Consider the following 22503-nt stretch of genomic DNA (forward strand, 5'->3'; position numbering starts at 1 on the left):
GCCGGCCGTCCGTTCACGTTCGTGTATCGACGTTACACGTCTCGCGAGGTAAGTTACGCCAAGACCTGACGTCAGGGGATGCCGGACGCATCCCCGCTAGCGGCCGTGTCACACGGCCTTGGATCACGACCGGACGGGACGCTCATGCGCCTTACCAGACGCCATGGACTGCTGCTTCTGCCGTGGTTCCTCATGCCATCGATCGCCCACGCGGGCATCGTGCTCAACGTCGACGGAGTCGACGAAAACCTCAGGAACGCCATCGTCGCGAGTGTCGAGCTGAGCCAGTACGCGAAGCGTGACGTCACCGCGGCGCAAGTGCGCCGGCTCTACGAAAAGGCGCCCGACGAGGTCCAGACCGCCTTGCGCCCCTATGGCTATTACGAAGCCACGGCCACCGGCGATCTCAAGCAGGTCGGCAACGACTGGCAGGTGACGCTTCACGTGGTCACCGGAACGCCGGTTCAAGTGACCGCGGTCAACGTCGACATGGACAAGGACGCGGCGAAGATACCGGCGATCCGCCGCGCCTTGCGCGGCGTGGAAAACCTCAAGGGCAAGACACTCGACGACGGGGCGTACGACGGCGCGCGCGACACGGTGAGCGGCACTCTCACCGCCACCGGCTTCCTCGACGCGCGCCTCGTCACGCGCACGGTGGAAGTGAACCGCGCCGAACACTCCGCCGTGGTGACCCTCAAGTGGGACGTGGGCCAGCGCTATCGCTACGGCCGCATCGTGTTCAGGAATTCGCAATTCCGCGAGGGCTTCCTCGACCGCTACGTACCCTTCAAGAGCGGCGACTATTTTTCGCAGAACCAGCTACTCGAATTGCAACAAGCATTGAACGGCGCCGACTATTTCGCCGTGGTCAACGTCATACCCGATACCGACAACGCGAAGGACGGCACGATCGACATCGCCGTGGAACTCGCGCCGGCCAAGCGCACGATCTACACGGGCGGCCCCTTCTTCGGCACCGACACCGGCGCGGGCCTGCGCGGCGGCATCGAGAAGCGCTGGATCAACGATCGCGGACACAAGTGGAAGAACGAACTGGTGCTGGCGCAGCGCCTTAAGACACTCTCCACGCTTTACCAGATTCCCATGCCCGGTCCCAACCAGCGCAGTTTCAACTTCGGCGCCAACTTCCGCGACGCCGACACCGTCACCTCGCAGTCGCGCACGCTGCAACTGGTCGCGAACGAAACACGTCTGTGGCATGGCTGGCAACGCACCATCGGCATCAACGCGTTGTCGGGCACCTTCACCGTCGGCAAACGCGGCGGTGAGGGAGACAACGCCGAAGGCCTGGAGCGCGGCCGCAGCACCTTGCTGTATCCCGAGATCACGCTCAGCCGGAAGAAGGGCGACAACCCCACCTTCGTTCGCAATGGCTGGTCACTCACGCTCACGGCACGCAGCACGGCCGGCCCGCTGCTGTCGGATGCCAGCTTCTCCCAGGTGATCGGTGACGTGAAATGGATCCGGTCGTTCTGGGGCCGCAATCGCCTGATCCTGCGCGGCAGCGCCGGCAAGCTGTGGACGAGCGACTTCAGCGCCCTGCCCCCGCAGTTGCGCTTCTTCGCCGGTGGCGACCGCTCCGTGCGCGGCTACGATTACCAGAGCATCGGCCCGCGTAACGCCTACGACCGGGTGATCGGCGGCGAAGGCCTGCTGGTCGGCAGCACCGAGGTCGAGCACTACTTCACGCGCAACTGGGGCATGGCCGCTTTCGTCGACGCGGGCAACGCGTTCACGGGAACCGACTACAGCCCGCGCGTCGGCGCTGGTCTCGGCGTCCGCTGGTTGTCGCCCGTCGGGATGATCCGTGCCGATATCGCCGTCCCCATCGGCGACAAGAACGAACACGGCATCCATCTGCATGTCGTCATCGGGCCCGACCTGTGAGGAGCACGGGCATGAAATGGTTGATCCGTATCGGTGCCGCGTTGGGTGTCCTGCTGGTGGTCGTCCTGCTCGGCGTAGGGTGGCTCGTGGGCAGCGCGTCCGGCCTTCGGTTCGCCCTCGCACGCGCACAGGCGTTCACCGATAACGCGCTCACGGTGGAGAAGGCCGAAGGCCGGCTCGCCGGGCCGCTGGATATCGCCGGGCTTCGCTATCGCGACGGCAAGGGCATGGATGTTCGCGTCGCCACGGCACATCTGGACTTTTCCTTCGGCGCCTTGCTGCGCAAACGCGCCCATGTCCATGAACTCCGTGCCGACGGCATCGATGTCACGCTCGGTCCTCCCGTGCCGGAACCGGATACGGCATCGGAGCCGTTCTCCCTGAAGCCGCCGCTGGATATCGTGTTGGACAAGGTGAACGTCGGCCATGTGCGTGTCACGCAGGAAGGCAAGCCCTTGTTCGAGTCCAACTCGCTCGATCTCGCCGGCTCGTGGACCGCCGACGGTATCGCGCTGAAGTCCCTCGCGCTGCGCGCACCCGATGGCCAGGCCGACCTCGGCGGCATCCTCGCCATCGGCGACGGTTACAAAGGCGACGGCAAGGCATCGTTCGCCTGGAAGGTCGGCGAAGTGGATTACACGGGAGAGATCGAGGCGCATAGCGACGGGTCGAAGGCCCGTACCATCCTCAAGCTGCGGCTGCCCTTTGTCGCCCAGATCGATGCCCACCTTGTCCAGAGCGGCGACTACGCCTGGACGGCGAAGATCGACGCGCCGCGATTCGACCCGAAGCCGCTGCTCGGTGACGGCAGCCTGGCGTCGCTCGGCCTCGCGTTGCAGGGGTCGGGCGACCGTTACCGGGCGCAACTCACCGGCGATGTCGACATCAACGATTACCGCGTGCGTCTGGCACCCGTGAAAGCGGCGTTCGACCACGAGTACAAGCGCCTGACACTCGACGAGCTGACCCTTGCCTCGCCGCAGGTCAAGGGATCGCTCACCGCCCGCGGGACGGTCGAGATCGCCGCGCAACCATTGTCGGCCGACCTGGCCCTCGACTGGAAGGATGTGCTCGTGCCCGCCGATGTCGCCGGCCAGGATCTCGCCAGCGCCGGCAAGCTCACTTTCAAGGGCAGCGCAGAGGCGTATCAGGCGAAGGGCGATGTCGACATCGGGCCGCCCGGACGTATCGGCAAGTTCACGCTCGATGTGGACGGCACACCAGACCTCGTGACCCTGCACTCCGTGCAACTGAAGCAGCGCACCGGCACCCTCGCCGCCGATGGCACGCTGACCCTGCGCCCCGCCCTCGCGTGGAAGCTCGACCTCGAAGGCGATCGTTTCGATCCCGGGCAGCTCCTCGCCGAATGGCCGGGCGCGCTCGATCTCGATCTCTCCACCGAGGGCCGGCTCGAGAATGACAAGCCGCTGGGCACGCTCGAATTGCGCAAGCTCGACGGCACGCTGCGGAAGCGCCCGCTGAGGGGTGGCGGCAAGCTGACGCTGAAGCCGGGCGAGGTGGTCAACGGCAACCTCGAGCTCGCCTCCGGTGGCAGCACCATCCGCCTCGACGCCAAGGGTGACACGGCAAACGACGCCACGCTGAAACTCGCCATCGCGTCGCTGGGCGACTGGCTTCCCGACGCGGGTGGCAGGGTCACCGGCGACATTTCCGCGAAGGGGAACGTGCCGAAGCTGGCGGTCAAGGCGAACGTGCGCGGCAGCACCATCATCTACGCCGACCAGAAGATCGAAGCGGTCTCGGTCGATGCGGACATTCCGGACATCAGCACGCCGGGTGGCAAGTTCGACGTCGTCGGCACGGGGGTCGTCAGCGGAGGGCTGGTTTTCAGCCGGGTCGACGTCGTCGCCAACGGTAGCCAGGAACGCCACCAGCTCAGCATCGACGCCAAGGGACGGCCGCTCGCCGCGCAACTCATGCTCACCGGCTCGATGAAGAACGGCGGATGGAACGGCACGCTGTCCACGTTGAACATCGACTACCAGGGCCTGCCGCCCTGGCGCCTGCAGAATGCCAGCGCCCTGGCATGGAAAGACGGCGCGGCGAGCATGAGCGACCTCTGCCTTACCGCCGGCGATCCGCTTCTGTGTATCGCCGCGAAGCAGGACAGGGCGGGCAACCTTGACGCGAGTTATCGCTTGCGCCGCGTGCCACTCGCCTTGTTGATGACGGCCGCCGAGGCCTCGAACAGCCCCATGCGCGCCGAGGGCATCATCGAGGGCGACGGGAACATCCGGCGCACGGCGGCAGGCGCACTATCCGGCCAGGCGAACGTCACGTCCGCGCATGGCTCGGTGGCCTACGCGGATCGCGGCGACCGTCCGCTGCTCGTCTACGACAACCTTTCCGCCAACGCCCAGCTTGCGCCCGACAACCAGCGCGTGATCTTGCGCGCTTCGCTGAACGGTGGTGGATCGCTGGACGGCAACGTTTCGATCAGCGGTGCGCAACAGGCACTCGGTGGCACGGTCGCCCTGCATCTGAAAGACCTGTCGGTCATCGAACTGTTCACGGCGGAACTCGCCGAAGTGAAGGGCGCCCTCGATGCCAACTTCAACCTGGGCGGCACCATGGCGGCGCCCGCCATCACCGGCCAGGCCGTCGTCGGCGCCTTCGCCGCGGAAGTACCCAGTGCGGGACTCAAACTGAAAGACGGACGGATCAGCATCGACACCACCGACGCGAAGAACTACCTCGTCGACGGCACGGTCCGCTCCGGAGAGGGTACGTTGTCGATCAAGGGCAACGCGTCCCTCGGCACCGGCGCACAGATGCGCCTCGGCATCGAGGGTTCGAAGTTCACCGCCGTGGATATCCCCGCCGCGAAGGCTGTCATCTCACCTGCCCTGACCATCGTGCAGGATGCCAAGGGCATGAACGTCAGCGGCAAGCTCAATGTCGACATGGCGGACGTCGATGTCGAACGCCTGCCCGGCGCGGGCGCGACCAAAGCATCGCCCGATGTCGTCGTGGTCGACGACAAGCAGCGTGAGGCGACGGAGGAATCCGCACCGATCACCGCCGACATCCGCGTCGACCTTGGCAACAAGGTTCACCTTGTCGGCTTCGGCATCGACGGCCGCATCACTGGCCAACTGGATGTGCGCGAACGTCCTGGCCGCGCCACGACGGGACAGGGCCAGATCGGTGTCGACGGTACCTACAAGGCCTATGGGCAGGACCTGCGCATCGAACAGGGCCAGCTCCTGTTCGCCAGCACGCCGATCGACAATCCCGGTCTGAACATCCGCGCCGCGCGAACCCTGAATCCCAATGCCACCATCGACGAAGGCCAGAAAGTCGGACTCTACGTTTCCGGCACGGCGCGCCGTCCCATTCTCACCGTGTTCTCCAATCCGGTGATGGAGCAATCCGACGCCCTCTCTTACCTCGTCACCGGCAAGCCGCTGTCCCAGGTGAAAGGCGGCGAAGGCAACATGGTCGGTGCCGCGGCCCAGGCCCTGGGCTCCGCGGCGGGCGACCTGCTGGCGAAGAGCGTGGGCTCGAAGATCGGTGTGGACGATATCGGCGTTAGCAACAACGACGCTCTCGGCGGCACCTCAGCCTTCACCGTGGGCAAGTACCTGTCGCCCCGCCTGTACCTCAGCTACGGCGTCGGACTGTTCGACCCCGGCCAGGTCATCACGCTGCGCTACCTCTTCAGCCATCGGTGGAACTTCGAGGCGCAGAACGCGACGGATTTCAGCCGGGCAAGCTTCAATTACCGGTTGGAGCGGTAGCGGCGCCACCGCGTGCGTAGCACAACGTTGTGCGCTTCGGAGGTAGGCCGATAATGGACCGCTAGTTCGACGTGCGGCATGGATATAGCCGCCACGGGTGTTGCGAGGAGTATCGCCACGGCAAATCTCGCTGTATTTCGCACCCCTCATTCCCTATAGGTCATCGGGTGTTCAACTGTCGGATCGCGTTCATCGTACGGAGTGGTATCTACAACGAAGAATTCAACATTATCAGCGCTCCTGACGGCTTTCCATCTATCACTTTTTGCAAGGTTCTCGGCGGCGGGTCGCCCGTAGATATAGTCAGCCGTGCCTACTACGCGGTCATTGAAATGCGACATCTCATGCACCAAGGTGCCCACACGGGAAGACGGCAGACCTACCTCCTGCAGCTTAAAAAAGCTGTCACAGAAGTGAATTACATAGGGCGCATCCGCTTCACTCCATGCAGGCGTCGTCTCCGGATAATTTGGGCAACCGCACCGTAGAACAGGATTTCCGCTTACTGGATCCAAGAGGCGACGAAAGAGCGCGTGCACGATCGAGTACGCGTGACCATCGTTGCTCGCTACAAAACCTTCCTCCCCTAGATTGGGGTCTCCCGAGGTTTTTTGCCCGAACCAGCGCGTGTACCGGGCGTGCGGGACAAAAACGTTGTGCAACGTTCCGTCTTCCGCGTACTCACTCTTATAGCGGGATGACATGTAGACCCATGCACCGTAGATCGGGTCGAAGAGCTTCGAGTCCGCCGACTTGATGACTCCCAACTGCCCGCTGTCACAATCGGCGTCACCGATGGAGCTGACACGCTCGACAGGCGAATCGATATAAATCGCCGTGACGTTGGATGCGCTCTCTTTCTGTCGGTTACGACGAAAAGCGGCATATTCCTCCGGCGTTACCACGTCGCTATCCGGTTCCTGAACCAGAGACAGGACATAGCTGACGGCAAAAGCGCCACCTTGACCGTAGTCGTATTCCAGGCGGAGGTCCACATCTGCCTCCCTCCATTCTCCGGGGCGAAGGACAATGAACTGGTTGGCAAGAGCGCGCCCCGCGTTCACCCGCCGGCCTATGTAACGGACCTTCGCTCCACTCGCATCGGTGACGTCGAACAGAGGCTTGGCAAGCCGGTTGTCCGATTGCACGAATGGCGTATTCCATTCATAGATGGCAACGTCCTCGTCACCTTCATTCGCAACAGTGACGTGCACGATAGACGATCTCGACGCGTCAGACGGATAAGGCGTATCGAGCTTCACCGTTAATTTTTGCTCTGCTTTTGTACTTTCCGCGAGACAGGCCAACGCGGCGAAGAACACAAGAGTAGCCAAGCTCTTTGCGGACGAAGCGCCTTTATTCATTGCAGACATGAGTCTTCCATTTCTTCCAGAAGGCCAGGAAGGCTAAGCGCCCTCCGCCGGGATAGAAATGGAAGCATTCTGAGTTTAGGCCACGTCCTCAGCAATTGAGACGTAGGTCACGGAACTTGGTGAGTCGCCGTGATCGGGTATCAGCGCGATGCGTGCAGTCGATGCAACAGCTCGGCTTCCGTAAGCGAGATACCACAGGTCTCCGCGATGTCCTTGGCGGAAGCCCCTTGGCGAGCAAGTCGCTGCGCCAACGCAAGCGCACGATCCGTATTGCCACCCGGCTCGTTCGGCATCGTCACCGTCGGGCCGCGACGGACCTGATCCTCGATGTCGCCAAGCCGGTTCTCGAGGCGGCGGAGCATGCTGGAAAGCGCTTCGCTGGGGATGGCCGGTTCGGACGATGCCACCTGCGAAGGCTGGGGAGCATCGGCGACGGGAGACGGATCCTGCTGATTCGGCGTCTTCGGTATCGCGCCGAAACGGCGAAACAGGAACAGCAGGCCAGCCAGGTTGAGGATGGCCAAGACGATCAGCACGTATCCGATGGCGGCGTTCATGCGGGAGGGACTCCGTGGATTCGCGCTACACGGTAGCGGCGATGGGTGGTCGCGGCAAGCGTGCCCGCTGGCGCGGGATCGCCGCTGAAGCGGCTCCCACATGTCCTCGAGCTCCTCTCAGTTGCCTGTCCTCGGGCGCCTGTCCTACGCCGGGGCTCAGGCGCGGCAGAGCTTCTGCACATCGACCAGGGCGATGAAGCCGTCGTCGCGAGTGATCACGCCGCTGACCGGATCGTCGCGGCGCTCCGCACGGCCGGGCGGTGGCGGGTCGACTTCATCGGGATCGAAGGTCAGCATGTCGCCGATGACGTCGATGCGCATCCCGACCACGGTACCGCCGTCGTCGAAGACGATGACGCGCTGGGCATCTTCCTCGTCGGCACCGGCGGCGCCCTCGAGGCCGAAGCGGCGGCGGCCGTCGAGCACGGGGACGATCTGCCCGCGCAGGTTCACGACGCCCAGGACATCGTCCGGAGCGCCGGGCACCGGCGTGATGTCGCCGGGACGGATCACCTCGCGCACGCTGGTGAGCGACAGCGCATATCGCTGCCCCTTCAATGAAAAGCCGAGCCAGGCGCCTCGCCCGTCGCGTTGGGTATCGGTCATGTGCCCAGTTCCTTTTCCAGCCATTCGATCATCGCGGTGGTACCGACCACGCCACATTTGGGTTCGAGCGATATGCCGGCAAGCCACGGGCGCGTCGTGGCCGCCGTACGCCATTGGATCGCTTCCGCCTGAAGCTCGACCGGCTCTTCATCGACCACGCAGGCCAGCGCCCAGGTACGGTCGCGCAAGATGACCAGGGTGGTCGTCGGCGCGCCGGCCATGTCCGCCGAGAGGATCGCCGCGAGATCGACCACGCGTGCTTCGCCACTCGGGTGACGCCATCGCCCGAGGCAAATGGGATTCGCGGTGTTAGGCGGCGTCAGCGGCGGCATGGGCAGGAGGTGCGTCACATCGGCCATGGATACGGCCAGCCTGACGCCAGCGGCGACGCATAACAGGTAGCGCGGCTCGCCTGTTCGCGCCAGGTCCGGCGGAGAGGCGTTACGCCATGGCTCGAAGGAGACCACCTGCACCGCGCCGGCGGGCGCCGATTCATTCGCTGGCGCGGGCGTCAGCAGTTCCGCCAGATAGTCGGCGACGATCTGCTCCGCTTCGTGCATGGCCCGGATCATGCCGCGGCACCCGTCATCGACGAGATCGGCAGCGCCAGCAACTCGTCGAGGAGCTGGCGATAAGCCAGCCCGCCGCGCCGCGCCGCGGGCCATGACGCCAACGGAACCCCGGCGGCGCTGGCTTCGCGAATCTGTGTATCGGTAGGAATCACGGCTTCGCTCACGGCATCGCCATACTGTTCGCGCAACTGGGCGAGGCAGGCGCGAGAGGCATGCGTCCGCGCATCGTAGAGCGTCGGGACGATCGTGCGCGGCATGTGTTTCCCGCGCGAGCGCTCGATCATCGACAGGCTGCGCAGCATCCGTTCAAGGCCGGCGAGCGCCAGCGCCTCGGTCTGCGTCGGCACGAGCAGGCGATCACTCGCCGCCAGCGCGTTGACCATCAACACGCCGAGCGTCGGCGGGCAGTCGAGCAGCACATGATCGAAATCGGGCACGAGTTCGGCGAGCGCATGGGTGAGCACCAGCCCCATGCCGGGCCGCGTACCCAGCTGCCGGTCGAGCGTGATCATGGCGGCCGACGCAGGCAACACGCTGAGGCGATCCCACTGTGTCGCATGCACCAGCGTGCGCACGGGCAGCGGGTTGCCACCGATGCCGAAGAGGTCGTACACGCTGCCGTGTGCTCCGCCTTCCACACCGATGTATCCCGACAGCGACGCATGCGGGTCCATGTCGATCAGCAGGGTGCGCTTGCCGGACGCGGCAAGAAGGCTACCGAGGGCGACGGTGGTGGTCGTCTTGCCGACGCCGCCTTTCTGGTTGGATATGGCCCAGACACGCATCAGGGCGTCCCCACGGCGGACAGGTCGACGCGGTCCGCATCGCTATAGAAGCGGGCCGGAGCCGCCTTGTCGCTCATCACGACGATCAGCACGCGGCGATTGCGGTTGCGCCCTTCGTCGGTCGCGTTGTCGGCCGTGGGACGGAACTCGCCCCAGCCGATGATGCCGACGCGGTGCGGGTCGACGCCGGTCGTCGTCAGCAGGCGTGCGACGGTGGCCGCGCGGGCCGCCGACAGCTCCCAGTTGGACGGGAACGTAGCCGTCGCGATGGGCGTGTTATCCGTATAGCCCTCCACGCGCATGGCATTCGGGAAGGGCGAGAGGATACCGGCGAGCTTGCGCAATACATCCTCGGCCGGCGCCTGCAACTTCGCCACGCCGACGGGGAACAGGATGTCGGTGCGTACTTCGATTTCGAGCCAGTCAGGCGTCTTCCGGACACTGACCATGTTCTTGTCGATCAGCGGCTTCATCGCCCGCTGCACTTCGTCGGCGATCTGGCTGAGGCTCGCGGCCTCGGTCTTGCCGATGGCCGTGTTGGCCGCCGTGGCCGTGGTGACGCTGGCGGCTTCCTGGCGCTCGGGTGCGGCGCCCTCATGGCCGGGCAGCGGAAGGTTGCGCGGCGGAATGGGCACGTCGATCTTGGCGATCGGCGCGGCCGCGGGGGCGCGCGACTGGTTCGGCAGCGGGACCTGCGCGGCGGGCGTGGCCTCGCGGATCGGCTCGATGACCTTGCCGGTACCGTTGAATGCTTCGTTGATCGACTGTGCCATCACCCGGAACTTGGTTTCATTCACCGCGGAGACGGCGTACATCACCACGAACAGCGCGAGCAGCAAGGTGATCAGGTCGCCGTACGGAATCGCCCAGCGTTCGTGATTGATGTGCTCTTCGTGATGCCGCCGCTTCACGACAGGAATCCCTGCAGCTTGCTCTCGATGTGCCGCGGATTGTCGCCCTGCGCGATCGAGACCAGGCCTTCCACGAGGATTTCGCGCATCTGCGAACGGCGGCGGGCCAGGCCCTTGAGACGCGAAGCCATCGGCAGCGCGAGCAGGTTGGCGAGGCCGATGCCGTAGATCGTCGCGACGAAGGCGGCGGCGATGCCGTGGCCGAGCTTGCTCGGCTCGGCAAGGTTCTGCATCACGGACATCAGGCCCATCACGGCGCCGATGATGCCCATGGTCGGCGAATAGGCGCCGGCGTTCTCGAACACCTTGGCCGCCTCGATGTCGGTGTGCTCACGGGCCAGCACTTCCACTTCGAGCACGGAACGCATCGCGTCCGGCTCGGTGCCGTCCACCAGGAGCTGCAACCCCTTGCGGATGAAGGGGTCGGTTTCACGCTCGATCGCAGGCTCCAGCCCCAGCAGGCCGGTGCGGCGGGAAATCTCGCTCCAGCCGACGATACGGCTGACGAGGTTTTCCGATTCGATGTCCGGTGGGCGGTAGACCCAGGGCAACATGCTCCACGCGCGCTTCAACACGGCGCCGGGCGTCTGCACGAGCAAAGCGGCGAAGGTGCCGAGGAAAACGATGACGAACGCGGCCGGATTCCACAGGGCATCGAGGCTCGACCCCTTCAGGATGGTGCCCACGATGATGACCAGGAAGGCCAGGATCGTGCCGACGACGCTCACGATATCCATGTCAGACCGCCATCCTCAGTGAAGGCAATACCTGGCCACTCTCGTCGGCGAGGCCGGCGAGATCGAGCACGAGGGATATCCTGCCGTCACCGGTGATCGTGGCGCCAGCCACGCCGGGGACATCCTTCAGGAACGGCCCGAGCGGCTTGGCCATGACGTCCTCCCGCCCCAGCACCTCGTCGACGAGGCAGCCGAGCGTCTGGTGACCGATCTGCACCACGACCACGTGACCGCCCTTCCCCGCCGCGCCGGCCCAACGGCCGAGGTCGACGAGCGGCAGCGCGCGCTGGCGGTGCGCCGCGACGATGCGGCCGTCCAGTTCCTGGACCTGGCCAGGAACGAGCTCGAACACTTCGGCCACGTTGGATAACGGCAGCGACAGCAGCCGGTTGCCGACGCGGACCATGAGCACGCGCAGGATGGCCAGCGTCAACGGCACCGACAGGCGCACGGTGCTGCCGTGGCCCACGCGCGAATCGATGGACAAGGTGCCGCCGAGTTCGACGATCTTGGTCTTGACCACGTCCATGCCGACGCCGCGGCCCGAGATGTCCGAGACCTGGCTGGCGGTGGAGAAGCCCGGCCGGAACACGATCTCGAAGCACTCGCGCTCGTCGAGGCGCGCGGCTTGCTCCTCGTCCATCAGGCCTTTTTCCACGGCCTTGCGGCGCAGCACTTCGGGGTCCATGCCCTTGCCGTCATCAGTGACGGTGATGACGATGCGATCGCCATACTGGCCGGCAGCGAGACGAACGGTGCCAGCGCGCGGCTTGCCTTCGCGGGCGCGGGCATCGGGCATCTCGATACCGTGATCCACCGCGTTGCGCAGCAGGTGCACCAGCGGATCGGCCAGGGCCTCCACCACCGTGCGGTCGATATCGGTTTCCTCGCCCTCGGTCACCAGTTCGATTTCCTTGCCGAGCTGGCGGGCGAGGTCGCGAACGATGCGCGGGAAGCGCGAGAACAGTTTGCCCACCGGCTGCATGCGCATGCGCAACACGGCGTTCTGCAGGTCTTCCGCCACGCGCTCGAGTTCACCGATGGCGCGTTCCATCGGATCGTTCGTACCACGCGGCGCGAGGCTGGTGAGGCGGTTGCGCACGAGCACCAGTTCGCCTGCGGCATCGACCAGGCCATCGAGGCGGTGGGTGTCGACGCGGACGGTGGTGTCGGCGGTGGAAGCACCGCGTTTCTCCGCGGCAGCCGGAGCGGCCTTCACGGCCGCCCGCGTCGCGGGACCTGCCGGGACAGGCTCGGACGAGGCGGCGGCCGGAGCCGCGGACGGCGCGACCGGTGCGGGCGGCGCCGCGGCCGTCGCCACGGCGGAACCACTCGCGGCGCCAGGGGCGGCCGTGCCATGGAGGTTGTCGAGCAGGGCTTCGAACTCGTCGTCGCTGATCGCGTTCCCATCGGCGGGGGCGGCAGGCACCTCGGCTACTACCGGTGCGGAACCGGCGGCGGGCGCGGCCACGCCCGGAACGGACGGAGACGCATCGGCCGTCGCGTCGGCGCCAGGGGCGCCGGTGCCATAGAGGGAATCGAGAAGTGCCTCGAATTCGTCATCGGAAATGGTGCCCGAAGGCGCGGTCGCCGGTTCGCGATCGCTGCGCGCGGCATCGAGCATCGCTTCGAATTCATCTTCGATCGGATCGTACGGCCGTGCCTGCGCGGGTGCCGCCACGGGCGGCGCGGTCGGCAGGGTCAAGGCGGCGGGCGGCGCGGACACCGCCCGGCCAGGAATCAAGAGGCGGTCGAGCAGTGAACGCGGCGCAGGTTCGATCGGCAGGCCGCCGTCAGCGGCACGCATCATGTCGTTGAGGAGGTCGAGCGATTCCAGCAGCGCGTCCATGAAACCGGCGTCGAGCACGATCGAGCCGTTGCGTGCCTCGTTGAGCAGGTCCTCGCCCCGGTGGCAGAGCTCGACCATCGGGTTGAGGCCGAGGAAGCCCGCACCGCCCTTCACGGTGTGGAACGCGCGGAAGACCGCGTTCAACAGCTCCATGTCGTTCGGCGACGCTTCGAGATCCACGAGCTGTTCGCCCAGGCTCTCCAGCAGTTCACGCGCCTCGATCAGGAAGACGTTGAGCAGCTCGTTGTCCAGCTCCACGCTCATACGGCGCTCAGAACCCGAATTCGCTGAGGAGGCGATCGACCTCGTCCTGGCTGACCTTGTCGGCGGCCGGCGCGGCGCCGCCCGCCAGCGAGCCCGTGAGGCGCACCAGTTCCACCAGCGAGGATTCCACCTTGGCCATGAAGGCCTCGACCTGGGCCACGCGCTGGCCGGAGAGATCCTGCCAGGACTGGGCTTCGACCATCTCGCCGAAGCCGATGTCGCAACTCTGCGCGAAATCGCCCACGCGCACGGCCAGTGCCGTGGCCTGGGTCGCGAACGCAGGGTCGGCGTGACCGAGCACCAGCACCTCGTCGGCCTGACGGGCCAGCGCCTGGGCTTGCGGACGCAGCTTCTCGCTGAAATCGAGCGTGCGATGCGCGGCTTGCGAACTCATCTCGAGCACATCGCGCAGGTGCTTGCGCGCGTCGCTCATGTTGCCCGGCACGCCATCGTGCGAAATATCGGCGGCAAGACGGCGAGCGGACTCGTGCAGGTCGCGGGCGAGGTGGCCCAGGGCCATGAACAGGTGCTGTTCGCGGGTGCGCAGCAATTGGTCGAGCGCCTGCTCGAAAGAGACGCTGTCGTCGGCGTCGAGCAACGCGCGCAGTTCGGGAGCCACGTCGTGGCCGCTGGAAAGCATGGTGTTCATCGTGATTCCCTTAGCCCGCGGCCGCGGCGAGTCGTTCGAAGATCTTGTCGAGTTTTTCCTTCAGCGTGACCGCGGTGAACGGCTTGACGACATAGCCGTTCACGCCGCTCTGCGCCGCCGCGATGATCTGGTCGCGGTTGTTCTCCGCCGTGACCATCAGCACCGGCATGGCCTTCAGCGCTGCGTCCGCGCGAATCGCCCGGAGCAGGTCGATGCCTGTCATGTTCGGCATGTTCCAGTCGGTCACGACGAGGTCGAACGGCTGCGCGCGCAGCAGCGTCAACGCCGCGTTGCCGTCCTCGGCCTCCTGGATGAGGGTGTTGGTGAATCCCAACTCCACCAGGAGGTTCCTCACGATGCGTCGCATGGTGGAGAAATCGTCCACCACGAGGATCTTCATGTTCTTGTCCAAAACTCGTCTCCGCCTTGCTACCGCGCGTTCGTCAATGCTTGTCTTTCCAACCCGACATGCGTGCGCGGAGTCGAATGAGGGCCTGGCCATGGATCTGGCACACCCGCGATTCGCTCACTCCCAGCACCGCACCGATTTCCTTCAGGTTGAGCTCTTCATCGTAGTACAGCGACATGACCAGCTTCTCGCGCTCGGGCAATCCATCGATGGACTGCGCCAGCGCGTCACGCAGGCCTTGCTGCTCGAACAATCCATCCGGACCCGAGGCGTCCGGGTCGGCGACGTCGATCGCGGAGCCTTCGTCGCCTTCCGGCGCCGTCAGGCTCAGCAACCGCGCGCTCGCCGCGTCGGCCAGGATCTGGTTGTACTCCATGGCGTCGATGCCCAGTCGCTTCATCACTTCCGCGTCTTCGGCGTCGCCACCCGTCTCGTTCTCGATCTGCCTCGTCACCTCCGCGACCTCGCGCAACTTCCGGTGGACGGAGCGCGGGGTCCAGTCCGTCTTGCGCAGTTCGTCCAGCATGGCGCCACGTATGCGGATGCCCGCATAGGTTTCGAAGCTGGCCGCGCGAGTCGGCGAGTAATTCCTTGCCGCCTCCAGCAGTCCGATCATCCCGGCCTGCATGAGGTCGTTCGCATCCACGCTTGGCGGCAGCCGGCCCATCAGGTGATAGGCGATCCGGCGCACCAGCGGCGCGTGGTTCTTGACTAATTGATCCGCCGGGATACGCGTGATCTCGAGATATTCGGTCGCGACGCTCACAGTGGCAGCCCTCCCCCCAGATGGGACCGTTCGGCGAAAAAGCCGATGCGTCCCTGTGCCCGGGGTTCGGGTTCACCCCATGTATCGACCGACCTGGCCAGATTCTTGAATCCGACCGCCGACCGGCTGCTCGGCCAGGCATCGACCACCGCCGACTGGCGGCGGATGGCCTGGCGCAGGTACTCGTCGTGCGGAACCATGCCCATGAAATCCAGGGACACGTCGAGGAAGCGGTTTGTCACCCGTGACAGCTTCTCGAACAGCTGGCGGCCCTCCTGGGCATGCCGGACCATGTTGGCGACGATGCGGAAACGGTTCACGTCGAACTCGCGGCTCATGACCTTGATCAGCGCATAGGCGTCGGTCAGGGAAGCGGGCTCGTCGCAGACCACGACCACCACCTCGTCCGAGGCGGCGGCGAACATCGACACGCTGTCGGAAATCCCGGCGGCGGTGTCGACGATCAGGTATTCCGGTGGCAGGGGGTACTCATCGAAGGCGCGGATCACGGCCGCGTGCTCGATGTTCGGCAGCTGCGCCATGCGGCGCGTGCCGGACGTGGCCGGGATCACCTTCAGGCCGTGGGCGGCCTGGAGGATCAGGTCCTCGATGCCGCACTCGCCCCCGAGCATGTGCCCGAGGTGGCGGGTGGGCTGGAGGCCGAGCAGGACGTCGATGTTCGCCATGGCGAGGTCGGCGTCGAGGAGGACGACGTCACGGCCGCCCATCGCGAGCGCCATGCCGAGATTGACCGCCACCGTGGTCTTGCCCACGCCACCCTTCCCGCCTGCGACGGCGATGCTTCGGGTGGGTCGGCGGTCGGCGAGCCAGTTGAGTCCGGCGGCCTGGGTGGAATCGACGTGTGTGCTCATGAAGGAAGTCACTGCCGTAAGTGTTTGCGGTTGCGTTGCCGGGAAGGGTGGTTGCGCGATCAGGCCAGGGCCGGCGCCGCGATGCCGAAGCGCTCGGCAAGCAGGGCGTCGTCCGGTTCGTCGTTGCGCTGCTTGAGCAACTGGGCCGCGAGGCAGACCAGCTTGCGCGCGTCGGCCGAGGCGATGTCCTCGGGCACGCGCTGCCCATCCGTGGTGTAGTCAAGCGGCATCCGGTGCCGGATAAGAGCCGAGAGCGCGCCGCCGATCAGCGGGGCCTCATCGAGCTTGGTGAGGACCGCGCTCTGCGGCGCCAGCGGCGCGTAGGCGCGGATCGCGTTATCGATGGCCTGGGCCTGCGCGTTGGCGGCCAGCACCAGGCACACGCGCACGTCCGAGGTGGCGCGCAGTGTCTCGAACTGTTGCTGCAACTTCGGGTCGTTGCCGGAGAGACCGGCCGTGTCGACCAGCACGGTGTGCTTGCCGCGCAACTGGATCAGCACGTTGCGCAGGCTCGTCGCGTCATGCGCGTTGAATACGCGCACGCCGAGCAGGCGGCCGTAATGTTCCAGCTGCGCGCCGGCGCCGATGCGGTACTGGTCGGCACTGATCAAGGCGACGTTCGACGCCCCATGGCGCAGCACGGCGCGGGCGGCGAGCTTGGCGATGGTGGTGGTCTTGCCCACGCCCGTGGTGCCGACCAGGGCGGTGGTGCCGCCGCCGACCGTGTCGAAATTCCGCCCGCTGGTGCGGATGTTGCGCGAGAGCATGCCCAGCGGCAGGTAGCGCGCCTGCTCGGCGTTCATGTCGGCAGGCAGTTCCGCGCACAGCGCGCGCGCCACGTCACCGTCGATGCCCAGGCGGGTCATCTCGCGCAGCACGCGGGCACGCAGCGGCTGCTCGCGGTCCATCTGGTTCCAGGCGAGGGTCGAGAGCTGCACTTCAAGCATCTCGCGCAGGTTGTTGATCTCTGCGCGCACGCCGTTCACGGCGGCATCGTTGGCCGGCGCCACGGTGGCGGCGCGGACCACGTCGGCGACGCTGGCGGCGAGCGCGGCGCTCGACTGGCGCTGCGGTGCGTTGGTGTTCAGCGGCGTGCCCGACTTCGCGGCGCGCTCCACGGCGGCGGCGGTGGCGGCGCGTGCCTGGTCGATGCGGGCGGCGCGTTCGGCTTCATCGCGCGTGGCGCGGATCGGCGCTTCCTCGCGGGCCGGCGTGTCGAAACCGAAACCGGCCTCGCGCACCAGCGCCTCGTCGTAATCGAGCGCGGCGATGATCTCGATACCGTCGTCCAGCCGGCGCGTGGACAGGATCACGGCGTCCGGACCCTGTTCGTCGCGGACCTGGCGCATGGCCTGGCGCATATCCGGAGCAACGAATCGTTTGATTTTCATGCGTTCGATCCTGTCTTCATTCGTTCGGTCCGCACGGCGATTCCCCGCGCGGTATCTCGTTCCTATCGCCCGAGGGCCGTCACCAGCTTGACGCGCCGGTTGTCCGGAACCTCGTTGTACGCAAGTACATGCAGGTTTTGGGCCACATGCCGGGTGAAGCGCGAAAGCCACGGACGAAGTGCCGGCGACACCAGCAGGACGGCCGGTTCACCCGCCGCTTCCTGGCGGCGCGCCGCATCGGCGACGCTCTGCTGGAGGCGATCCGCGAGGCCCGGCTCGACCGCAGCGCCGGCGGGACCGCCACCTTGCAGGGACTGCAACAGGATCTGCTCCAGTTCGGGCGCCAAAGTAATGACAGGCACTTCCGTACCGAGGCCGGCGATCTCCTGCACGATCTGTCGACCGAGGGTGACACGCACTGCCGCCGCGAGGACGCCGGGATCCTGGCTCTGACCCGCATGCTCGGCCAGCGATTCGACGATGCCGCGGAAGTTGCGGATGGGCACGCGCTCGGCGAGCAGGTTCTGCAACACCTTGACCACGACGCCCAGCGAGAGGCGCTTGGGCACCAGGTCTTCGACGAGCTTGGGTGTCTGCTGGGCGAGACGGTCGAGCAACTGCTGCACGTCCTGGTGGCCGATGAGTTCGTGGGCGTGGTTCTGCAGGATGTGCGAAAGATGGGTGGCGATCACCGTGGCCGGATCGACCACGGTGTAGCCCAGGGTCTGCGCGTGCTCGCGCATGCCCGGCTCGATCCACACGGCATCCAGGCCGAAGGCGGGATCGCGCGTGGCGATGCCGTTGATCGTGCCGTGCACGCGGCCCGGGTCGATCGCCAGCATGCGCTCGGTGTGGATCTCCGCTTCGCCCATCGGCACGCCCATCAGGGAAATGCGATAGCCGTGCGGGGCCAGGTCCAGGTTGTCGCGGATGTGCACCGAAGGAACCAGGAAACCGAGTTCTTGCGACAGCTTGCGGCGCACAGACTTGATCCGCGCCATCAGTTCGCCGCCCTGGGCCTTGTCCACCAGCGGGATGAGCCGGTAGCCGACTTCGAGGCCGATCGTGTCCACCTGGGCCACGTCTTCCCACGAGAGCTCCAGGCGCTCCGCCGGCGGCGCGGACTCCAGCGCCAGTTCGGAGCCGGGCGCACCCGCGCCTGCCGCGGCGGCGGTGCGCTCCTGCTTTGCCTGGGTCAACTTCCACGCGGCGAAACCGGCGAGCGCCGCCAGGATGAGGAACGGGATGTTCGGCATGCCCGGGATCAGGCCCATCGTGCCCAGCACGGCCGCCGCGACGCCGAGCGCCTTCGGCTGGCCGAACAACTGCCCCATCACGTGCTTTCCCATTTCCTGGGACTTCGACACGCGGGTGACGATCACCGCGGTGGCGATCGAGAGCATCAGGCCCGGCACCTGGGCCACCAGGCCGTCACCGATGGTCAGCAGCGTGTAGGTGCGCGCGGCTTCGGCCGCGGATAGCCCATGCTGCAACATGCCGATGAAGAAGCCGCCGATGATGTTGATCGCGAGGATCAGCATGCCGGCGGTGGCGTCGCCGCGGACGAACTTCGAGGCACCGTCCATCGAACCGTAGAAATCGGCTTCCTCGCGGACTTCCTGGCGGCGCTCGCGGGCCTGCTCCTGCGTCAACAGGCCGGCGTTGAGGTCGGCGTCGATCGCCATCTGCTTGCCGGGCATGGCATCGAGGGTGAAACGCGCGGTCACCTCGGACACGCGCGTCGCACCCTTGGTCACCACCACGAAGTTGATGATGGTGAGGATGGCGAACACGACGAAACCGACCGCGAAGTTGCCCCCGATGACGAACTCGCCGAAAGCCTCGATCACCTTGCCCGCCGCGCCCGGCCCGTTGTGCCCATGCAGCAGCACCACGCGGGTGGAAGCGATGTTCAGGGCCAGGCGGAGCAAGGTGGCGAACAGCACCACGGTCGGAAACGAGGCCAGTTCCAGCGGCCGCATGACGTACATCGTGGCCAGCAGGATCACCAGCGACAACGCGATGTTGAAGGTGAACAGCAGGTCCAGCATGAACGGCGGCAAGGGCAGCATCATCATGCCGAGCATGATCAGCATCGCCACCGGCGCGGCGACGCCGCGGCGGCCGATCTGCCGGAACGTGCCCATGAAGTTGGAGGAAGCTGCCATCGTCAGTTATCCATGCGGTAGGGGCCGAGCAAATCCGGATCGATGTCCTGCTCGGGTAGATCGGGCGGGAGGTCGCCGACGGCGATCGCCTGCTTCAGCCGGAACACGTACGCCAGGATCTGGGCCACGGCGATGTACAGCGCCGCGGGGATCTCGCGTCCGATTTCCGTCGTGTGATACAAGGCGCGTGCCAACGGCGGTGCTTCCACCACCGGAACCTTCGCCCCACCCGCCACATCGCGGATCTGCTGGGCGATCACGTCCACGCCCTTGGCCACCACGCGGGGCGCTCCCATGCGGTTTTCGTCGTATTTCAGGGCCACGGCGAAGTGGGTCGGGTTGGTCACGATCACGTCCGCCGTGGGCACGTCTTCCATCATCCGCCGGCGCGCCATCTGGTGCTGCATCTGACGGATTTTCGACTTCAGTTCGGGGCTGCCCTCGCTTTCCTTGTGCTCGTCCTTCACTTCCTGCTTGCTCATCTTCATCTTCTTGGTGAAGCTGAACTTCTGCCATGGCGCATCGACCAGCGCGATGGCGCCGAGCGCACAGGCGAAGACGAGCGAGGCCTGGCCGAAGATGGAGAAGGCCTGCGCGATGCCGACGCTGACCGGACCGGTGCCCACGGTGTACATGTCCCTCGTCGAGCGAAGCAGGAACCAGACCAGCGCGCCGCCGATAAGCACGAGCTTGAGCAGCGACTTGCCCAGCTCCACCAGGCCGTTCACCGAGACCAGGCGCGAAAATCCCTTGATCGGATCGAGCCGGTCGAATTTCGGAGCGAGCGCCTGGGTGGAAAAATTCAATCCGCCCATGAGGGCCGGCGCGGCGATCGCGGCGACCGCGGTCACGGCGAACACGGGGCCGAGCAGCTTGAGCGCTTCCAGGGCCGCCGTGGCCAGCGCGCGGTACACGCCGTTCGCGGCGAACAGGTCGCCGCGGCTATAGCGCAAGCCCACGTGCATGATATTCGCCGCGTGCAGCGACATCTGCTCGCGTGCTGCGATCAGGGTGGTCACGCCGGCGAGCACCACCACGGCGGTGGAAAGATCACGCGAACGCGGCAAGTCGCCCTTTTCGCGCGCTTCGCGAAGACGTTTTTCACTAGGCGCTTCAGTGCGGTCTTCCTTGTCGGTTTCGCTCATGGGCGTGTCAGCTCCCCATGAGCCGGCGCATGGTGTCCCATGCGGCCGTCTGCAGCCAGTCGAACGCGCCCGGCAGGGCGCGCAGCGCAAGCCATACGGACAGCAGTCCGAGGCAGATCGTGATCGGGAACCCCACCGCGAACAGGTTCATCGACGGCGCCGACCGGCTGATCGCGCCGAACCCCAGGTTCACCACGAGGGTGGCGGTGAGCGCGGGCAAGGCCACGCGCACGGCACCGCCGAACAGGTTGCTGGCGAAGGTCAGTACGCCCCAGATACCGTTCGCGCCGATGCCCTGCTCGCCCACCGGCAAGGTGCGGAAGCTGTCGGCGAGCAGCGAAATGAGTTGCAGGTGGCCGTTCATCACCAGGAAAAGCAAGGTCACTAGCATCGTGTAGAACTGGCTCAGCACCGGCGTGGTGCCGCCGACGCCTGGGTTCACCGTCTCGGCGAAACCCAGGCTCATCGCCTGCGACACGAGCTGGCCACCGAAGGATACGGCCTCGAAGACCAGCTTCAGCACGAAGCCAAGAGACGCCCCCACGAGGATCTGCTGCGCCAGCGTCGCCACGCCCTGTGCGGAAATCGGCTGGATGTCCAACGGGGCCAGCGGGGCGAGGACCATGGTCAGCAGCAACGCCAGGCCTAATCGAATGCGCACCGGAATCATCGTCGCGCTCAGCACGGGCGCGACGAGCAGCAGGCCCGAGACGCGGGCAAACGCCCAGGACGCCCCGCCGACCCATGCTTCCAGTTGGCCGACATCGATCGGCATCAACGTACCGCCTGGGGCAGGTTTTCGATCAGCGTGCGGGTGAACTGCACCAGGGTACGCAGCATCCACGGACCGGCGATGATCATCACGAGCGCCATGGAAATGAGCTTCGGGATGAAGCTCAGCGTCTGCTCGTTGATCTGCGTGGCGGCCTGGATCATGCCGACGAGGAGGCCCACCGCCAGCGCGGTGAGCAGCAACGGCGCGCCGATCAGCATCGCGATGTGCAAGGCCTGCTGGCCGAAGCCGATGACGGTTTCCGGCGTCATGGGAAGAAGCTTCCCGCCAGGGTGCCCAGCAGCAGTGTCCACCCGTCCACCAGCACGAACAGCATGATCTTGAACGGCAGCGAGATGATCATCGGCGAGACCATCATCATGCCCATCGACATCAGCACGGAGGCCACCACCAGGTCGATGATGAGGAACGGGATGAACAGCAGGAAGCCCATCTGAAACGCCGTCTTCAGTTCACTGGTGACGAAGGCAGGCAACGCCACGCGATAGGGCACGGCATCCCTGTCGGCGTACGGTTGCTCACCGGCGAGCTTCGTGAACAGCTGCAGGTCCGGGTCGCGGGTCTGTTCGAGCATGAAATGACGGAACGGCGCAGCGGCGAGCGGCAGTGCTTCCTGCACGCTCATCTGGCCATCCATGTATGGCTTGATGCCGGCGTCGTAGGCCTTGTTGATGACTGGCGTCATCACGAACAGGGTGAGGAACAGCGACAGGCCCAGGATCACCTGGTTGGGTGGCGTGCTGTTCGTGCCCAGCGCCTGGCGCAGGAAACCCAGCACGATGATGATGCGGGTGAACGACGTCATCATCAGCAGGATGGCCGGCAAGGCGGTCAAGGCCGTCATCAGGGCCAGCATCTGGATCGACAGCGACCAGGTCTGTGAACCGTTGGCGCCCGGCTGCACGTTCAGCAACTGGATGCCCGGCGGCTCGGCGGCGAACGCCACCATGGGCGCGAACGAAAGCAACAGCACCACCAGCCACG

20 protein-coding genes are annotated in these 22503 nt (G+C 65.9%); 2 read left to right on the forward strand and 18 right to left on the reverse strand.

The genetic code is table 11. The features are described 5' to 3' along the window. Nucleotides 1–144: 144 nt before the first annotated feature. Both QFZ41_RS04690 and QFZ41_RS04695 read left to right on the forward strand, forming a co-directional pair. On the forward strand, nt 145–1911 hold the full coding sequence (locus tag QFZ41_RS04690; RefSeq protein ID WP_429197679.1) for an autotransporter assembly complex protein TamA: 1767 nt from the start codon (nt 145–147) through the stop codon (nt 1909–1911). Between the two features lie 11 nt (nt 1912–1922). Continuing rightward, nucleotides 1923–5672 carry a translocation/assembly module TamB domain-containing protein gene (locus QFZ41_RS04695; RefSeq protein ID WP_429197680.1) on the forward strand — a complete coding sequence of 1250 codons (3750 nt, stop codon included), beginning with the start codon at nt 1923–1925 and terminating at the stop codon, nt 5670–5672. 146 nt (nt 5673–5818) lie between these two features. Here the strand turns inward: QFZ41_RS04695 and QFZ41_RS04700 are convergent, their stop codons facing one another. The 18 genes from QFZ41_RS04700 to fliP all read right to left on the reverse strand — a co-directional run bounded on the left by QFZ41_RS04700 (nt 5819) and on the right by fliP (nt 22468). Beyond that, the gene (locus tag QFZ41_RS04700) at nt 5819–7045 is read right to left on the reverse strand and encodes a M35 family metallo-endopeptidase (RefSeq protein WP_429197681.1); all 1227 of its coding nucleotides are present in this window, start codon (nt 7043–7045) and stop codon (nt 5819–5821) included. Nucleotides 7046–7185: 140 nt separating this feature from the next. Beyond that, on the reverse strand, nt 7186–7602 hold the full coding sequence (locus QFZ41_RS04705; protein ID WP_429197682.1) for a DUF2802 domain-containing protein: 417 nt from the start codon (nt 7600–7602) through the stop codon (nt 7186–7188). Nucleotides 7603–7758: 156 nt separating this feature from the next. After that, nucleotides 7759–8208 (reverse strand): chemotaxis protein CheW, encoded by a 450-nt coding sequence (locus tag QFZ41_RS04710; RefSeq protein WP_429197683.1) that lies wholly within the window; start codon nt 8206–8208, stop codon nt 7759–7761. After that, nucleotides 8205–8780: a chemotaxis protein CheW gene (locus tag QFZ41_RS04715; RefSeq protein ID WP_429197684.1), complete on the reverse strand. Its 576-nt coding sequence runs from the start codon at nt 8778–8780 to the stop codon at nt 8205–8207. The genes QFZ41_RS04710 and QFZ41_RS04715 overlap by 4 nt, the downstream gene beginning before the upstream one ends. Beyond that, nucleotides 8777–9565, reverse strand: coding sequence for a ParA family protein (locus QFZ41_RS04720; protein ID WP_429197685.1), 789 nt, complete (start codon nt 9563–9565; stop codon nt 8777–8779). Before QFZ41_RS04720 ends, QFZ41_RS04715 begins: the two co-directional genes overlap by 4 nt. Continuing rightward, complete coding sequence (motD, locus tag QFZ41_RS04725; protein WP_429197686.1) at nt 9565–10476, reverse strand: flagellar motor protein MotD; 912 nt, start codon at nt 10474–10476, stop codon at nt 9565–9567. Before motD ends, QFZ41_RS04720 begins: the two co-directional genes overlap by 1 nt. Next, nucleotides 10473–11213: a flagellar motor protein gene (locus QFZ41_RS04730; protein ID WP_429197687.1), complete on the reverse strand. Its 741-nt coding sequence runs from the start codon at nt 11211–11213 to the stop codon at nt 10473–10475. Before QFZ41_RS04730 ends, motD begins: the two co-directional genes overlap by 4 nt. Before the next feature lies 1 nt (nt 11214). Further along, nucleotides 11215–13326 (reverse strand): chemotaxis protein CheA, encoded by a 2112-nt coding sequence (locus QFZ41_RS04735; protein WP_429197688.1) that lies wholly within the window; start codon nt 13324–13326, stop codon nt 11215–11217. 7 nt (nt 13327–13333) lie between these two features. After that, nucleotides 13334–13975: a protein phosphatase CheZ gene (locus tag QFZ41_RS04740; protein ID WP_429197689.1), complete on the reverse strand. Its 642-nt coding sequence runs from the start codon at nt 13973–13975 to the stop codon at nt 13334–13336. A gap of 10 nt (nt 13976–13985) precedes the next feature. Beyond that, complete coding sequence (gene cheY, locus QFZ41_RS04745; RefSeq protein ID WP_429197690.1) at nt 13986–14387, reverse strand: chemotaxis response regulator CheY; 402 nt, start codon at nt 14385–14387, stop codon at nt 13986–13988. 31 nt (nt 14388–14418) lie between these two features. Beyond that, complete coding sequence (locus tag QFZ41_RS04750) at nt 14419–15150, reverse strand: RNA polymerase sigma factor FliA (protein WP_429197691.1); 732 nt, start codon at nt 15148–15150, stop codon at nt 14419–14421. Beyond that, the gene (locus QFZ41_RS04755; protein WP_429197692.1) at nt 15147–16022 is read right to left on the reverse strand and encodes a MinD/ParA family ATP-binding protein; all 876 of its coding nucleotides are present in this window, start codon (nt 16020–16022) and stop codon (nt 15147–15149) included. The genes QFZ41_RS04750 and QFZ41_RS04755 overlap by 4 nt, the downstream gene beginning before the upstream one ends. Nucleotides 16023–16081: 59 nt before the next feature. After that, the gene (gene flhF / locus QFZ41_RS04760) at nt 16082–17413 is read right to left on the reverse strand and encodes a flagellar biosynthesis protein FlhF (protein WP_429197693.1); all 1332 of its coding nucleotides are present in this window, start codon (nt 17411–17413) and stop codon (nt 16082–16084) included. 62 nt (nt 17414–17475) lie between these two features. Then, entirely contained in the window at nt 17476–19581 is a 2106-nt protein-coding gene (flhA, locus tag QFZ41_RS04765) for a flagellar biosynthesis protein FlhA (protein ID WP_429197694.1), read from the reverse strand. Between the two features lie 2 nt (nt 19582–19583). Beyond that, entirely contained in the window at nt 19584–20726 is a 1143-nt protein-coding gene (flhB, locus tag QFZ41_RS04770) for a flagellar biosynthesis protein FlhB (protein WP_429197695.1), read from the reverse strand. A 7-nt stretch (nt 20727–20733) separates the two neighbouring features. Further along, on the reverse strand, nt 20734–21501 hold the full coding sequence (gene fliR, locus QFZ41_RS04775; protein WP_429197696.1) for a flagellar biosynthetic protein FliR: 768 nt from the start codon (nt 21499–21501) through the stop codon (nt 20734–20736). Continuing rightward, nucleotides 21501–21770: a flagellar biosynthesis protein FliQ gene (gene fliQ / locus QFZ41_RS04780; RefSeq protein ID WP_426287067.1), complete on the reverse strand. Its 270-nt coding sequence runs from the start codon at nt 21768–21770 to the stop codon at nt 21501–21503. Before fliQ ends, fliR begins: the two co-directional genes overlap by 1 nt. Next, nucleotides 21767–22468: a flagellar type III secretion system pore protein FliP gene (gene fliP / locus QFZ41_RS04785; protein WP_429200181.1), complete on the reverse strand. Its 702-nt coding sequence runs from the start codon at nt 22466–22468 to the stop codon at nt 21767–21769. The genes fliQ and fliP overlap by 4 nt, the downstream gene beginning before the upstream one ends. Between the last annotated feature and the right edge of the window lie 35 nt (nt 22469–22503).

Source organism: Luteibacter sp. W1I16 (assembly GCF_050434905.1).
Classification (GTDB): domain Bacteria; phylum Pseudomonadota; class Gammaproteobacteria; order Xanthomonadales; family Rhodanobacteraceae; genus Luteibacter.